Consider the following 15670-nt stretch of genomic DNA (forward strand, 5'->3'; position numbering starts at 1 on the left):
CTACACCTCCACATCATACGGTTCATAGTCTTTTCTAAGCGGATAGCCTACCCAATCCTCTGGCATTAAAATACGCGTTAAATTCGGATGCCCTTTAAATACAATGCCGAGCAAATCGTATGCTTCTCGCTCCGGCCAGTCGGCCCCTTTCCAAAGCGCTGTCACAGATTCGACTTGCGGCGCTTCCCGGTCTATCTTTACCTTCACCGCTACCGATTGTTTCTTACTATATGAAAACAAATGAACATACACTTCCATATGTGTCACAAAATCCGTCGCATGTAGCTCTGACATATAATCAAAAGCAAGTCCCTCATGGAATCGCAGTAACTCCATCACTTCATAATACTTTTCGGGATCCACCACAAGAGTTGGCACATCCTTTGACAGTTTATTAATGTAGGAATCTACTAATGCACCCTCTCCTAACTTCTCCCTAATAGCCTCAACATACTGATTTAAATACGGCTGATTTACGGACGGTTCTTCCTGCTTCGGCTCATCCTCTTTCTTACCTTCAGCCCCCTTTGTCTTCGCTCTTGCAGCCGCTGCTGCTTTCGCTTTTGCCGCTGCAATTGCCTTTGCCTTTTCATCTCCCGAATCCCCATCACCTTGCGAGGCTTTCTGCTTCGCCAATGCTGCCGCTTTTGCCTTGGCCGCTGCCACCGCCTTCGCCTTGGCCTTCGCTTTTTCTTCTTCCATTACTTCTTCTATTCCTTCTCTTTTCTGCTTCGCTAACGCTGCCGCTTTTGCTTTTGCAGCTGCTGCTGCCTTCGCCTTGGCTTTCGCTTTTTCTTCTTCCGTTACTTCTTCTGTTCCTTCTCTTTTTTGCTTCGCTAACGCTGCCGCTTTTGCTTTTGCAGCTGCTGCTGCCTTCGCCTTGGCTTTCGCTTTTTCTTCTTCCGTTACTTCTTCTGTTCCTTCTCTTTTCTGCTTCGCTAACGCTGCCGCTTTTGCTTTTGCAGCTGCTGCTGCCTTCGCCTTGGCTTTCGCTTTTTCTTCTTCCGTTACTTCTTCTGTTCCTTCTCTTTTTTGCTTCGCTAACGCTGCCGCTTTTGCTTTTGCAGCTGCTGCTGCACGTCGTTTTGCTTCTTCTATAGTAATATCATCGTTTTTTGGTAGCGCTTTCTCTTTTTCTTGATCTTCTTCCTCAAGCTTACTTATTTCCGCCTCGTGTTTCGCTACAAGGCGTTTTCTCGCTTCTTCTTTTGCACGCCTAGCTGCTTCTTTTTTCAACTCCTCTAAATCTTTATTTGGATTACTCATTTATTCGTCACCTGCTTCCCGGTCTTTGCTTCGTAACGAATTTTTTCTTTCAATTTATTAATTCCATAAATTAAAGCAGCTGGATTTGGGGGACAACCAGGAATATACACATCAACTGGTACGATTTGGTCTACACCTTTCACAACAGCATATGAATTTACATACGGACCACCTGCTGTCGCACAAGATCCCATCGCAATAACCCATTTCGGTTCGGGCATTTGATCATATAAGCGCCGAACAATAGGAGCCATCTTCTTCGTTACCGTTCCCGATACAATCATGACGTCCGATTGCCTTGGTGAAGTTCGAAAAAATGACCCAAATCGATCTAAATCATAATGTGATGAGCCTACCCCCATCATTTCAATTGCACAGCACGCCAGTCCGAATGTCATCGGCCATAAAGAGTTGCTCCTCGCCCATCCTTTCAACTGTTCCAATGTAGAAAAAAAGATATTTCGTTCTAATTCTGCTCGCTCATTTGGATGTAATTCCTCAAAATTTATAACCATTGTAACACCTTCTTTTTCCAAGCATACGCTAATCCAACTAGCAACATTACAACAAAGATGAGCATTTCAATTAATGCAAATAAACCTAGCTTGTCATACGCAACAGCCCAAGGATATAAAAATAAAGTTTCTACATCAAAGATCACAAACAATAAAGCGAAAATATAATAACGCGCATGAAACCGAATATTTGCATCATGAAAAGGCTCAATTCCACTCTCATACGTCGTCGCCTTTGCTGCACTTGGTTTATTTGGGCGCAGCATCCTTCCTAATGTAAGAGCCACTACCGGCAGCAATATACCTAATAGCAAGAAAATCAAAACGATCATATAACTATTTTCATATACACTTGCCATTGTGAAACCCTCCCCCCTAAATTAAGAACAAGTTCACATAGTAAACAATATGTCCTAGTTGCAGTAATTATTATTTTTAAATTTTTCTAAATAATGCAACTATTCTAATCATTATAGCAAACTTCAAATTCCTATGTCGATATGTTGGGAGGCAGAAACAAGAATTATTAAAATCTATCTTTACAACTTGCTATAATTGTGCAAAATAAATATAAAACTTATATATGCTTTTCAAGAAACCGTAGGTGATATAAATGAAAAAACAAACACATGTAAGTATTCTTATAAGCATTGTATTGCTGTCCATAACGATTCACTACGTAGCGATGCCTTTTCTATATGAATACTCATTTCCTTTTCAGCTATTAATCGGAATGAGTACCCTATTAATTGATATTATCGCTTGTAGTTATATACTTTATTTTTCAAACATGAAAGAAGGGCTATCTCGTTTATTTTGGATCATATTATCTGTTGGAGCTCTCTCTTATTTTATCGGTGATATAGTCGTTGCCTATCAGCGTTTAATTGTAAAAGACTTCTATACGTTCGTTGATCCATCTGACTTTTTTTACTTACTTTTTTTAGTTAGTTTTACGTTTGCCTTTCTATACGAAATCATTTATAACCGAGATTTATTAGAAAAACTTTTTATGCTATGTGATATTTGTATTATCGTTACAGCCCAATTTACTTTAAGTTACTACTTACTTATTGAACGAACTATTCACATCTTTACAACATCCTATATCGACATATTTGTTCAACTTACCTATCCAATGGCTGATTTACTCTTTCTCTTAATAGGAATCAACCTTTTATTCAAACCACTATCCTTATTACCTAAAAAGGTCGGTGCACTTCTTGGCAGTGCTTTAATTTTATATGCTACTACAGATGCGATTTATGCTTATATAAAATACTTCATACCAGAGTATTCTATGTTTACAGTTACTCCTTTCTATCAAGTAACCTTAGTGTTAGTAGCAATCGCCTGTATTCTCCATACAAAAGAGCCTGAAAAACAAGAACAAGTACTACTAACACCTAAAATTGGTGAATCAATCCGATTATCATTACCGTATATTTCGGTAGTAATGCTTATTGTTTTTATATTAGTTGAATACGTTTTTGCGCCTATTATAGTAATCGGACTTATAATAACTTTCTCTTTCGTTCTCATACGTCATAGCTTAGTTCGAAAACAAAATAAAATATTATTGTTTGCTCAAATGCAATTCAACTCAGAACTCGAGAAACAAATTAAACTACGTACAGAAGATTTAGTAGAACAGAAAAATGAACTCTATCATAATCAACAAATGTTTAAATCTTTATACGAGCATCATCCAGATCCAATCTTCACATTAGATTTGTACGGTAATTTTCTCAAAGTAAATAACGCTGGCACTACTTTACTCGGTTATCAAACGAATGAATTATTAAACCAGCCTTACTATTCACTCATATACGAAGAAGATTTAGAAGAAATGATTAACGCCTTTCATCGCGTGAAAAAGGGGTATTCTATCTCTTTAGAAATACGGGCTTACCATAAAAGCAGAGATATTTACTACTTGCACGTTACCGCCGTACCGATCTTTTTAAAGGAGAAAATTTCTGGGGTTTATTTAATGATTAAAGATATTACAGAAAGCAAACAACAACAAGAACAAATTAATTTCCTAGCATACCATGATACTTTAACAGAGCTTGCAAATCGACGTGCATTTCATCAACATTTAGAACAGGCAATTGCGCGAGCAAAAATATCGAAAAAGCCTTTTGCTGTTATGTTTCTCGACCTAGACCGTTTTAAAGTTATTAATGATACCCTCGGTCATCGAGTAGGAGACCTATTGCTCATCGCAGTAGCAAAAAGGCTCGAAAGAATAGCAACATCAAATATGAAACTCGCGCGGCTAGCTGGGGATGAGTTCACAATCCTTATCGAGAATTACAAAAAAAAGCCAGATGTCCAAAAAATAGCTGATAGGATTGTAACGGCCATGAATGAGCCATTTGAAATCGAAAATCAACATTTACAAATCTCACCGAGCATCGGAATTGCAATATATCCTGAAGCAGGTGAAGATGCGCTATCCATTTTGCAGCATGCTGATATGGCCATGTACGAAGCAAAGAATAAAGGAAAAAACGGTAGCTCTCTTTACACGAAAGAACTATATAAAAAAATGGAACGAAAAGCTCGAATTGAAAAAGATTTGCCAATCGCTTTAGTAAACAAAGAATTTTATCTCGTTTATCAACCACAAATTGATACGACAACAAATAAAATTATCGGCGCTGAAGCTTTAATACGTTGGAAACACCCACTATTAGGTGACATTTCACCATGTGAGTTTATTCCAATTGTAGAAGAGACGCCACAAGTAGTCCCACTTGGACATTGGGTATTACAAGAAGCTTGTCTCCAATTAAAAATATGGCATACCTTTGGCTACCAAAATTTAAAAATAAGTGTTAATCTATCCGCAAAAGAGTTCCGGCAAGATCAATTAATTGAAAGCATTTCACAAATATTAAACGACGTGCAAGTCGATCCAAAATATGTAACACTTGAGTTAACAGAAAGAATTGCAATGGTTGACGAGAAAGAAACGTTATTAAGACTGAAGCAATTAAAAGAATACGGTATCCAAACTTCCATTGATGACTTCGGTACTGGATACTCTTCTCTTGCTTATTTATCAATTTTTCCAATCGACACATTAAAAGTACCGAGAGAATTTACACAATTAGCTGATCATCGTCCTGAAGAACGAGCCATCGTTTCTACAATACTTTCCCTCGCAAATACTTTAAATCTTTCAGTCGTCGCCGAAGGAATTGAAACCGAAAAACAACTTAAGTTTCTGCAAAAACATAACTGTAAATATATGCAAGGTTACTATTTCAGTAAACCACTTACTAGTAATCAGTTTATAAAGTTTCTACAAAAAACCCCCAGTATGAACAAATAATTCATACCGGGGGTTTTTTAGTGCTAAATATTTTTCTCATAATATTCTTCTGCAATCTCTTCGTAAAAAGCTGCAGATGTCGTATAGAAATATGGAATTAACCATAAGAATCCAATCCCTAACGTAATACAACTTAATATAAACCAGCCAATAAAACTTAAACATAAAATGAAATACTCCATCTTATGTCCATCCATCATACGACGACTTTCTGTAATAGCTTGGTTCAGTGAATACTCAGGATGATCGTTTATAATAAAGTATGTCATCGCATAAGAAAATGATTTAATAATACCTGGAATAATGAACAATAACGTCCATAAGAAAAGATAAAGATTTACTAATAAATATAATAAAAATGATTTTAGAAATCTCTTTCCCTCTGAAAACCAAATGAATACATTACCAATACTAGCTTGCTTTTCACGAAGGATATTTAAACCAAGGTAATATCCACCTAAAGTTAACGGTCCAGTAACAAAAAATGTAAGAATATTCGTTGAAAGTGAACCATTTGTTTTTTGCCAACCGAAAATCAAAAAAAATCCCCAATCAACACTAAAACTAAAAGCCGTGATAAGAATTGAAATGAGTAGTGTAGCTCCAACAGCTAATCCCCATTTTCCTTCTAATGAATCTAGTGCTTCTCCTTTTAAATCACTAATCATGCGTAGCCTCGCCTCCTATACACAATAATTCTATTAGTATAGCATGTTCCTATTGAAATTCACCTTTTGAAATATAGCGATAAAAGTGTGCTGTCGTCGTACTCATATACGGACTAAGCCAAAGAAATCCTATTCCAAAAGTAAGAAGCGCTAGAATAGCCCATCCTATGAAGCTCAGCCATAAAAGAAACAAATCTAACTTATGACCCTTCATAAGATTCTTACTTTCCTTCATCGCCTGCGAAACACTATATTCTGGATTTTCAATCATCACATAGTACGTCAGTGCATAAGAAAAATACATCACAATCATACCAACGATTGAAATAGCTAGTAGTACACAGATAGCAATAGCAAACGACGCATTTCCTTCTTCACCAAAAAATGCAAATAAGGCTACTAACAATATCGGAATCCATGTACCTGTATATAATAAAATTGCAAGCATTGCCCATATTGTTTTCATCATTCTTTTAAAGCCACGAAATCCTTCGAATAAGTAATCTACTTTAGCATCTTCTCGTTTACTAATCTGTAAAAATACATTTGTATAACCATATGACGTGATCCCATACGATGCGTTACTCAAAATTATTATAATGCAATAAAAAATTCCAAAGGTAATACCTGCTCCAATTGACATCGTTTCCTCTTCAAATGATCCAGTTAAGCTTGCAACTGAGAGAAATATAATAATTCCTGGAATTAATAGTATAAGCATTGCAGCCATCGAAACAACATAACTTAAAATAAAATATAAAATTGTTGATCCAACACCTAGTCCCCATTTTCCCTTTAAAGAGTACAATGCTTCTCGCTTCATTTCACCAATCATTGATTCATCCCCTTTATGAAATATAAATTGTTGTACACTTCTACTTATACAAGCATCAATATAATTATACCAGTTTTGTAAAATTATCCATAAAATACACAAAAAAAATCCGTAAAGGCAAAGCCCTTACGGATTTTTTTACTTCATATCGGAAACGTTCAAACGGTTCACAGCACGTTGTAATGCCATTTCTGCACGTTTAAAGTCAACATGTGCTTGTTTATCTTGCAGACGTTGCTCAGCGCGACGCTTCGCTTCATTTGCACGATGGATATCGATATGGTTTGCTTCTTCAGCAGATGATGATAATACAGTCACTTTATCTGGACGAACTTCGATAAAGCCACCGCTTACTGCTACATAATCAGTGTGTCCACCATTTTTCAGACGAACTGCACTAATTTTTAATGGTGCAACAGTTGGAATGTGACCTGGTAAAATCCCCATTTCCCCACTCTCTGCTTTTACACTTACCATTTCTACTTCTTTTTCGTAAACCGGTCCATCAGGAGTTACAATACTGACTGGAAATGTCTTCATACTTCGTCCCTCCTAAGGCCTTACGCCATCATTTTCTTCGCGTTTTCAATAACTTCTTCAATGCCACCTACTAAGCGGAATGCATCTTCTGGAAGGTCATCATATTTTCCTTCTAGAATTTCTTTGAAACCACTAACTGTATTCTTTACAGGTACGTAAGAACCTTTTTGACCTGTAAACTGCTCAGCTACGTGGAAGTTTTGAGATAAGAAGAATTGAATACGACGAGCACGATGTACAACTAACTTATCTTCTTCAGATAACTCATCCATACCTAAGATAGCGATGATATCTTGAAGTTCTTTATAACGTTGTAAAGTTTGCTGTACTTGACGAGCTACTTCATAATGTTCTTCTCCTACGATTTCTGGAGAAAGTGCACGAGATGTAGATGCTAATGGATCTACGGCTGGGTAAATACCCATTTGCGTTAAACGACGCTCTAAGTTTGTTGTTGCATCTAAGTGAGCGAACGTTGTAGCTGGTGCTGGGTCAGTATAGTCATCGGCTGGTACATATACCGCTTGGATAGACGTGATAGACCCTTTATTTGTAGATGTAATACGCTCTTGTAATTGACCCATTTCTGTTGCAAGTGTTGGTTGGTAACCTACCGCAGATGGCATACGACCAAGAAGGGCAGATACTTCAGAACCCGCTTGCGTGAAACGGAAGATGTTATCGATGAACAGAAGTACGTCTTGTCCTTGCTCATCACGGAAATGCTCAGCCATTGTTAAACCTGTTAATGCAACACGTTGACGTGCTCCAGGTGGCTCGTTCATTTGTCCAAATACCATCGCAGTTTTCTTGATTACGCCAGAATCGCTCATTTCGTGGTATAAGTCATTACCCTCACGAGTACGCTCACCTACACCAGCGAATACAGAGATACCACCGTGCTCTTGTGCGATGTTGTTAATTAATTCCTGAATTAATACTGTTTTACCTACGCCGGCACCACCGAATAGGCCGATCTTACCACCCTTAATGTAAGGAGCAAGTAAGTCTACTACTTTAATACCAGTTTCAAGAATTTCTACTTTAGTAGATAATTCTTCGAATGCAGGTGCTTGACGGTGAATTGGATCACGATGTACATCTGCAGGAACCTCACCATCTAAGTCAATTGCATCACCTAATACGTTAAATACGCGACCAAGTGTTACATCACCAACTGGTACAGAGATTGGTTTACCAGTATCTTCTACTTCTGTGCCACGAACAAGTCCATCTGTGGAAGACATTGCAACTGTACGAACTGTATCATCACCTAAATGAAGTGCAACTTCAAATGTTAAGTTAATACTTCCGTTTTCGTTGCTTTGTTTTACCGTAAGGGCGTTGTAGATTTCTGGTAGCTTTCCGCCATCAAACTTAACGTCTACAACCGGACCCATGATTTGCGTAACGCGCCCTTTATTCATCGGGTTCCCTCCTAGCTTTCTTTTAATTAGCCAACTTTCTACGAGCAGCTAGCTTTTAATTTTTTATTGGTTTATAGCTTACGCGACTCTTTTGACAGAGCCGCTTCCGCTTTTTATTGAATCTAGTTCCAGCGGTTAGAATGTTCGGTGGCTTCGCTTTTTCCTACGAGGCACAAATCGCCTCTACGTCAAAAGCTCCATCCCCCTCTCATTCTGAACGAACCGCTTCCGCCTTTTAATACTATTCTAACGCTGCTGCTCCACCAACGATTTCCGTAATTTCTTGCGTAATCGCTGCCTGACGCGCACGGTTGAATGAAAGTGTAAGTGAATCGATAACTTCCATTGCGTTGTCTGTAGCACTCTTCATTGCTGTCATACGCGCTGCGTGTTCACTTGCTTTACCGTCTAGTAATGCACCGTACACTAAGCTTTCTGCGTATTGTGGCAATAGTACTTTTAAAATTTCTTCTTCAGAAGGTTCGAATTCATAAGCTGTCGTCGGTTTGTCAGACGCCACATCAGTAAGCGGTAAAATTTTATTTTCCGTTACCTCTTGTGAAATTTTACTTACGTAATGGTTGTAGTAAATGTACAGCTCATCATAAGCACCATCTGCGAACATCGCAATTGCTCGAGAAGCAAGGTCTTTAATATCAGTAAATGATGGATGGTCAGATAATCCAACTACTTCATCAATAATGTTAAAGCCGCGACGTTTTAAATAATCACGTCCTAGTCGTCCAAGCACAATAATAGAATATTGGTTTGAATCCATATTATGACGTTCACGAATTACGTTACTTACTGTACGTAATACGTTACTGTTATAACCACCTGCTAGTCCGCGATCAGATGTAATAACGATGTATCCTGTACGCTTTACAGGACGCGCATTTAGCATTGGATGATTAATCCCTTTGCTTCCTTGCGCAATGCTCGCTACTACTTCTTGAATCTTTTCCATATACGGAACGAAAGATTTAGCATTTTGCTCTGCACGGTTTAACTTAGATGCAGATACCATCTCCATCGCTTTCGTAATTTGACTCGTTTTCTTTGTCGAGTTAATCTTCGCTTTTATATCGCGTAAAGATGCCACAGGTTTTCACCACCTTTTTTCCGGAAGTTGGCACGATTAGTAAGAATCCTCTTCCTAATCTACGTTGCAAGATATTCTTGCTCATGATTGAAGGAAAAGAATAGGTGCACCTACTCTTTTCCTTTACATGACCTTTAGCAATCTCAGAGCCCGAGATGCCTTTTATATATACTATCTAGCTCCAGCGGCTTGAATGCTCGGTGGCTTCACTTCTTCCTACGAGGCAAACACCGCCTCTTCGTCAGAAGCTCCATCCCCCTCACATTCAGAACGAGCCGCTTCCGCTTTTATTATTCAGAAGCTACAAATACTTTTTTAAATCCATTGATTGCTGCTGCAAATTTGTCGTCATCCGCAAGTTTCTTAGTTGTGCGGATTTCTTCTAATAAGTCAGTCGCATTAGAATCTAACCAAGCATGGAATTCTTCTTCGAAACGAGTGATATCTACTACTGGGATATCATCTAGGAATCCACGTGTTAAAGCGTAAAGAATGATAACTTGTTTCTCTACACGTAATGGTTTGTGTAATCCTTGTTTTAATACCTCAACAGTACGAGCACCACGGTTTAATTTCGCTTGAGTTGCTTTATCAAGGTCAGAACCGAACTGAGCGAACGCTTCTAACTCACGGTAAGATGCAAGGTCAAGACGAAGTGTACCTGATACTTTACTCATTGCTTTAATCTGAGCAGATCCACCTACACGAGATACAGAAGTACCCGCATCGATCGCTGGACGTACGCCAGAGAAGAATAGGTCAGATTGTAAGAAGATTTGTCCATCCGTAATAGAAATTACGTTTGTTGGGATGTATGCTGATACGTCCCCTGCTTGTGTTTCGATGAAAGGTAGTGCAGTTAAAGAACCGCCGCCTTTTGCATCACTTAATTTTGCTGCACGCTCTAATAAGCGAGAATGTAAGTAGAATACATCCCCTGGGTAAGCTTCACGACCTGGAGGACGACGTAATAGTAATGACAGCTCACGGTAAGCCGCTGCTTGTTTTGATAAGTCATCATATACTACTAATACGTGTTTACCATTGTACATGAACTCTTCACCCATTGTTACACCAGCGTAAGGAGCTAGGTATAATAATGGAGCTGGTTGAGAAGCAGATGCAGTTACAACGATTGTGTACTCTAATGCACCGTGCTTACGTAGTGTTTCTACTACGTTACGTACAGTTGATTCTTTTTGTCCAATTGCTACATAGATACAAATCATATCTTCATCTTTTTGGTTAATGATTGTATCAAGTGCAACCGCTGTTTTACCAGTTTGACGGTCACCGATGATTAACTCACGTTGACCACGGCCAATTGGTACAAGAGCATCGATCGCTTTAATACCTGTTTGAAGTGGCTCATGAACAGATTTACGATCCATTACACCTGGTGCTGGACTTTCAATTGGACGAGTGTTTGTTGTATTGATTGGGCCTAAACCATCAACTGGTTGACCTAATGGGTTTACAACACGACCAATTAGTTCTTTTCCTACCGGTACTTGCATGATGCGACCAGTACGACGAACTTCGTCACCTTCACGAATTTCTGTGTAAGGTCCTAAAATGATAATACCTACGTTATTTTCCTCTAAGTTTTGTGCTAGTCCCATAACGCCGTTAGAGAACTCTACAAGTTCACCAGCCATAACGTTATCAAGACCATGAGCACGCGCGATACCGTCACCAACTTGGATAACTGTACCAACATCACTAACTTCGATTTCAGACTGATAGTTCTCGATTTGTTGCTTTATCAGTGCGCTAATTTCTTCAGCTCTGATGCTCATGTGCTTCACCCCTATCTATTCTTCATTAATTCACGCTGAATACGTGCTAATTTTCCTTGTAAACTTCCATCATAAATGCGATTTCCAATACGTACTTTAATGCCGCCTAGTAAATCTTCATCTACAACATTTTTCACGCGAATTGCATCTTTTCCTGTTCTCTTCGCAAATGCTTCTGCAATGTTAAGCTTCTCTTCTTCTGATAGAAGACGAGTAGAATATACAGTTGCGTCCGCTACGTTACGTTCTTCATTAGCAAGAACAACATATTCATCTGCAATTTCAGGTAAGATATCAATGCGTTTGTTATCAATTAAAATATATAACGTATTTAAAATAGATTCAGAAACAGATCCGAATACGTTTGCAAGAAACGTTTTCTTTTGTTCCTTTGAAATGTTCGGTTGCGTTAAAAAGCTATGTAGTTCTCCGTTCTTTACATAAACGTTTTGTACAAGGCGTAATTCCTCTTCAAACATTTCTAATACGTGTTTTTCTTTAGCAATTTTAAAAAGAGCGACAGCATAACGTTTTGCTACAATCCCATTGCTCATCGCGCTTCTCCTACTTCTTTAATATAATCGCGAATTAACTTCACTTGATCTTCTTCTTTTAATTCTTTTTCAATTACTTTAGAAGCAATTTGAACAGATAAAGAAGCAACTTGTTCTTGTAAAGCAGCAATTGCTTGCTCTTTTTCGCGTTGAATTTCTTGTACAGCAGATGCTTTAATTGATTCTGCTTCTTCTTTCGCAGCAGCAACAATAACATCTTTTTGATCTACAGCTTGCTTTTTCGCTCTTTCGATTAACTCTTGTGCTTCAACACGTGATTGTTTTAACATTTCACGTTGTTCTTCTACTAACTTCTTCGCCTCAGCATTACTTCTTTCTGCAGCGTCGATTTCATTAGTAACATGCTCTTCACGTTCTTTCATAATTCCCATTAAAGGACCCCACGCAAATTTGCGTAGCATTACTAATAGAAGTAAGAAAATGAACAATGTATAAGCAATCGTTCCAAATGGAATGGCAGCACCTAATAATAAAGTTGGCACAAGGATTCACTCCCTTCAAAATATCTAAATTGATCATATGAAAAAAAAAGACATACGTTTCATTCATAAAGCAATGGCGAAGAAAGTTCGGAAAAACACTCTTCGCCATCTATGTAAGGGGAGTCTCCCTTATTTGTTCATTACGATGAAAGCAATAACTACACCGATGATTGGAAGTGCCTCAACTAAAGCAACCCCGATGAACATAATTGTTTGAAGTGCGCCTTTTAGTTCTGGTTGACGAGCAACACCTTCGATTGTACGTGATACGATAAGACCGTTACCAATACCTGCACCTAATGCTGATAAACCAATTGCAATTGCAGCTGCGATTACACCTAAACTCATTTAATTTGTCCTCCTTTGTATTATAAAAAAATAAATTTTTTCTTACTTAAATTATATTAATGGTCATGGCTTACTTTATGAGCCATATAAACCATCGTTAACATTACGAAAATAAATGCCTGGATTGAACCAACGAATACACTGAATCCCATCCACGCTAACATAGGTACAAGTGCACCTAATGCGCCAAGGAATGATGCTCCGCCCAACTTAGCAAGTAATCCTAATAATATCTCACCTGCATAAATGTTACCAAATAAACGAAGACCTAACGTTAATGTGTTAGCAAACTCCTCAATAACCTTTAATGGGAATAAGAATTTCATAGGTTGGAAATAACCTTTTACGTACTCTTTCGTACCCTTCATCTTAATTCCATAATAATGGGTGAGGGTAACTACCATCACGGCTAATGTTAATGTAACTGCTGGATCAGACGTTGGTGATCTCCACCATGCAATATGTTCGCCAGCTTCAGTTGCTGAATACATGAATGGTAAACCAAGGAAGTTCGATACGATGATAAACATGATAAGCGTAACGCCAAGCGTTAAGAAACGTCCACCTGTTTTCCAGTCCATCGTACTATTGATAATCCCTTTCACGAAGTCAAACACCCATTCCATGAAGTTTTGCATCCCGGTTGGGCGAAGAGCTAAGCTGCGAGTTCCGATAACAGCGATTAAGAAAACAATAACTGCTGCTACAGTAACCATCATAACTGATGACAAATCGAACGTTAAACCTAGAAATTCAACTAATTTACCGTGTTCCACTAGTAATTCACCTCTCTTCCCTGCTCTTATACTCTAAATAAAGAAAATCTATGATCATGACAAGGTATCCTGTCAGCAATCCTACACCTAGGCCCCACATCGCGATTAACTCTTGATATTTGGCTGCAAATAAAATTAATAACCCAATCGTGGCGAATCTTGAATATGTACTTACCGCTGTTGCCTTGAACTTCACGTTTTCTCCATTTGTTACGCGATCTAGCAGCTTGTCTGTTCTACGTGCAATGATGCGCAAACTAAGAAAACTGAAAATCGTCCCGATAATCAGTCCAAGAAATACATCCTTGTAAGAGGTAAATCCCCATCCTAGCACTAGAAGCGCAAGCAAGTAGTACATATATTTCTTTTGTCTTTGGACAAGTCCATGTACGTCTATCATCATTGCTCTCCCGAATAGTAATGTCGAATGAGTCGAATCATTGCGTATACCCCTGTTCCTAGTCCGAGTAATAACCCTATAATAAGAAACAACGGAAACGTTCCAACCTTATTATCAATCCACTGCCCACCAAAGATTCCAACAAGAATAGAACCGACTAATTGAGCAAGAATACCTGACATTAAAGCATAAGCTTTTATATGGCTGCGATCGTTTTTTTGCAAGGATTCATCCCTCCAATATGTAACCCTCATTCACGATGTGTTAATAATAACTCATTTTTTTGCATAAATCCTATACAAAACAAAAAGTTTACATTTTCGTCACGGAATAGATGTAATTTTGTCACTGAAAGCCCTACCATCTATCCCCGTTGTTAGCATACAATAGGGTATTAACAGTGTCAACGAGAAATCGTAAAAAATCTAAAAATTTGAGTATTAGGCATTTCCTCCCAAAAATGAAAACGTTCCCCTTCTAAATACTGGTTACATATATGCAATTTCTAACAGTTTTCTCTTTATAATAGAAGGAAATGTTCACAAGTTTGTCACTATTATATTTTCGAGATATAACGCTTTTCTTCCATAATATAGTGTTCCTCAGACGTAAGACTTCTATATTATATGTGAGGTGTATGCAACTTATGTTGTATATACGATGTATATTTATCCTCTCCCCCTCCCCTACTTGCTTACAACAAAAAAGACGAGCTGGGGAATCTCCCCTGCTCGTCAGTTGTCTTACTTCGTTCCGAATAAACGGTCACCAGCATCACCAAGACCTGGTACTACATATCCGTGGTCATTTAATTTCTCATCTAATGCTGCTACATAAATATCAACATCAGGATGTTCTTCTTGTACTACTTTTACCCCTTCTGGAGCTGCAACGATACACATTAATTTAATTTGTTTCGCACCGCGCTTTTTCAGAGAGTTAATTGCTTCAGCCGCAGAACCACCTGTTGCTAGCATCGGATCTAGTACGATAAAGTCACGCTCTTCTACATCCGTTGGAAGTTTCACATAGTATTCTACCGGTTGCAATGTTTTAGGGTCACGGTATAAACCAACGTGTCCTACTTTTGCTGCTGGAATTAATTTCAGAATTCCATCAACCATTCCTAAACCTGCACGTAAAATCGGAATTAAACCAAGTTTTTTACCAGCGATCACTTTTGTTGTCGCTTTGCTTACAGGTGTTTCAATTTCAATGTCCTTAAGTGGAAGGTCGCGAGTAATTTCGAAAGCCATTAAACTTGCTACTTCGTCCACTAATTCACGAAAATCTTTCGTACCTGTATTCTTATCGCGAATATATGTAATCTTATGTTGAATTAACGGGTGATCAAATACATACAGTTTTCCCATGTGAATCTCTCCTTTAGATGATATTCATGCGTTTGCACGCTTTTTTACACTATTTACGATTGTAAAGAAAACGCTACTAATATTCAAGGGCAAATTTGGCAAAATCATGATTTTACGATGAATCTATCTAGTATCTTTACCAATTATGGGAGCTGTATCCTTCATTATATCGCCAAAATTTATTCATCATTTGTATACATACTTTAAAAATAATATATGTC

At 38.2% G+C, this 15670-nt stretch carries 18 protein-coding genes; 1 reads left to right on the forward strand and 17 read right to left on the reverse strand.

Annotation, left to right across the window (positions count from 1 at the left end):
* The 3 genes from EBQ15_RS27060 to nuoA are packed head-to-tail and all read right to left on the reverse strand — an operon-like array spanning nt 1 to nt 2140.
* On the reverse strand, nt 1–1266 hold the full coding sequence (locus EBQ15_RS27060; protein WP_033692990.1) for an NADH-quinone oxidoreductase subunit C: 1266 nt from the start codon (nt 1264–1266) through the stop codon (nt 1–3).
* A complete protein-coding gene (nuoB, locus tag EBQ15_RS27065; protein WP_000236331.1) occupies nt 1263–1781 on the reverse strand; it encodes an NADH-quinone oxidoreductase subunit NuoB in 519 nt (172 codons plus the stop codon). The genes EBQ15_RS27060 and nuoB overlap by 4 nt, the downstream gene beginning before the upstream one ends.
* Entirely contained in the window at nt 1772–2140 is a 369-nt protein-coding gene (nuoA, locus tag EBQ15_RS27070; protein ID WP_000179273.1) for an NADH-quinone oxidoreductase subunit NuoA, read from the reverse strand. Before nuoA ends, nuoB begins: the two co-directional genes overlap by 10 nt.
* A 254-nt stretch (nt 2141–2394) precedes the next feature.
* Here nuoA and EBQ15_RS27075 point away from each other — a divergent pair, with 254 nt between their 5' ends.
* Nucleotides 2395–5124, forward strand: coding sequence for an EAL domain-containing protein (locus EBQ15_RS27075; RefSeq protein ID WP_000744993.1), 2730 nt, complete (start codon nt 2395–2397; stop codon nt 5122–5124).
* Between the two features lie 23 nt (nt 5125–5147).
* Here the strand turns inward: EBQ15_RS27075 and EBQ15_RS27080 are convergent, their stop codons facing one another.
* From EBQ15_RS27080 to upp, 14 genes are all read right to left on the reverse strand, one after another.
* Entirely contained in the window at nt 5148–5792 is a 645-nt protein-coding gene (locus EBQ15_RS27080; RefSeq protein WP_000622461.1) for a DUF975 family protein, read from the reverse strand.
* A gap of 49 nt (nt 5793–5841) precedes the next feature.
* Nucleotides 5842–6729 carry a DUF975 family protein gene (locus EBQ15_RS27085; RefSeq protein WP_002001522.1) on the reverse strand — a complete coding sequence of 296 codons (888 nt, stop codon included), beginning with the start codon at nt 6727–6729 and terminating at the stop codon, nt 5842–5844.
* Nucleotides 6730–6765: 36 nt separating this feature from the next.
* Nucleotides 6766–7167 carry a F0F1 ATP synthase subunit epsilon gene (gene atpC / locus EBQ15_RS27090; protein ID WP_000847211.1) on the reverse strand — a complete coding sequence of 134 codons (402 nt, stop codon included), beginning with the start codon at nt 7165–7167 and terminating at the stop codon, nt 6766–6768.
* A gap of 20 nt (nt 7168–7187) precedes the next feature.
* Entirely contained in the window at nt 7188–8594 is a 1407-nt protein-coding gene (atpD, locus tag EBQ15_RS27095; protein ID WP_001032593.1) for a F0F1 ATP synthase subunit beta, read from the reverse strand.
* 241 nt (nt 8595–8835) lie between these two features.
* Complete coding sequence (gene atpG / locus EBQ15_RS27100; RefSeq protein ID WP_000157696.1) at nt 8836–9696, reverse strand: F0F1 ATP synthase subunit gamma; 861 nt, start codon at nt 9694–9696, stop codon at nt 8836–8838.
* A gap of 290 nt (nt 9697–9986) precedes the next feature.
* The gene (atpA, locus tag EBQ15_RS27105; RefSeq protein ID WP_000027518.1) at nt 9987–11495 is read right to left on the reverse strand and encodes a F0F1 ATP synthase subunit alpha; all 1509 of its coding nucleotides are present in this window, start codon (nt 11493–11495) and stop codon (nt 9987–9989) included.
* Between the two features lie 11 nt (nt 11496–11506).
* On the reverse strand, nt 11507–12049 hold the full coding sequence (atpH, locus tag EBQ15_RS27110; protein ID WP_000064683.1) for a F0F1 ATP synthase subunit delta: 543 nt from the start codon (nt 12047–12049) through the stop codon (nt 11507–11509).
* Complete coding sequence (atpF, locus tag EBQ15_RS27115; RefSeq protein WP_001142618.1) at nt 12046–12552, reverse strand: F0F1 ATP synthase subunit B; 507 nt, start codon at nt 12550–12552, stop codon at nt 12046–12048. The genes atpH and atpF overlap by 4 nt, the downstream gene beginning before the upstream one ends.
* Before the next feature lie 129 nt (nt 12553–12681).
* On the reverse strand, nt 12682–12900 hold the full coding sequence (gene atpE / locus EBQ15_RS27120; protein ID WP_000052064.1) for a F0F1 ATP synthase subunit C: 219 nt from the start codon (nt 12898–12900) through the stop codon (nt 12682–12684).
* Between the two features lie 56 nt (nt 12901–12956).
* A complete protein-coding gene (atpB, locus tag EBQ15_RS27125; RefSeq protein ID WP_000399870.1) occupies nt 12957–13676 on the reverse strand; it encodes a F0F1 ATP synthase subunit A in 720 nt (239 codons plus the stop codon).
* Nucleotides 13677–13683: 7 nt separating this feature from the next.
* Nucleotides 13684–14076: an ATP synthase subunit I gene (locus tag EBQ15_RS27130; RefSeq protein WP_000567600.1), complete on the reverse strand. Its 393-nt coding sequence runs from the start codon at nt 14074–14076 to the stop codon at nt 13684–13686.
* Nucleotides 14076–14300: an AtpZ/AtpI family protein gene (locus tag EBQ15_RS27135; protein ID WP_001171223.1), complete on the reverse strand. Its 225-nt coding sequence runs from the start codon at nt 14298–14300 to the stop codon at nt 14076–14078. The genes EBQ15_RS27130 and EBQ15_RS27135 overlap by 1 nt, the downstream gene beginning before the upstream one ends.
* A 26-nt stretch (nt 14301–14326) precedes the next feature.
* A complete protein-coding gene (locus EBQ15_RS27140; RefSeq protein ID WP_000232962.1) occupies nt 14327–14440 on the reverse strand; it encodes a DUF4024 domain-containing protein in 114 nt (37 codons plus the stop codon).
* A 379-nt stretch (nt 14441–14819) separates the two neighbouring features.
* A complete protein-coding gene (gene upp, locus EBQ15_RS27145; RefSeq protein ID WP_000517539.1) occupies nt 14820–15449 on the reverse strand; it encodes a uracil phosphoribosyltransferase in 630 nt (209 codons plus the stop codon).
* Nucleotides 15450–15670 lie beyond the last annotated feature (221 nt).

The sequence above is a fragment of the Bacillus sp. 2D03 genome (genome assembly GCF_003946765.1).
Taxonomy (GTDB): Bacteria; Bacillota; Bacilli; order Bacillales; family Bacillaceae_G; genus Bacillus_A; species Bacillus_A cereus.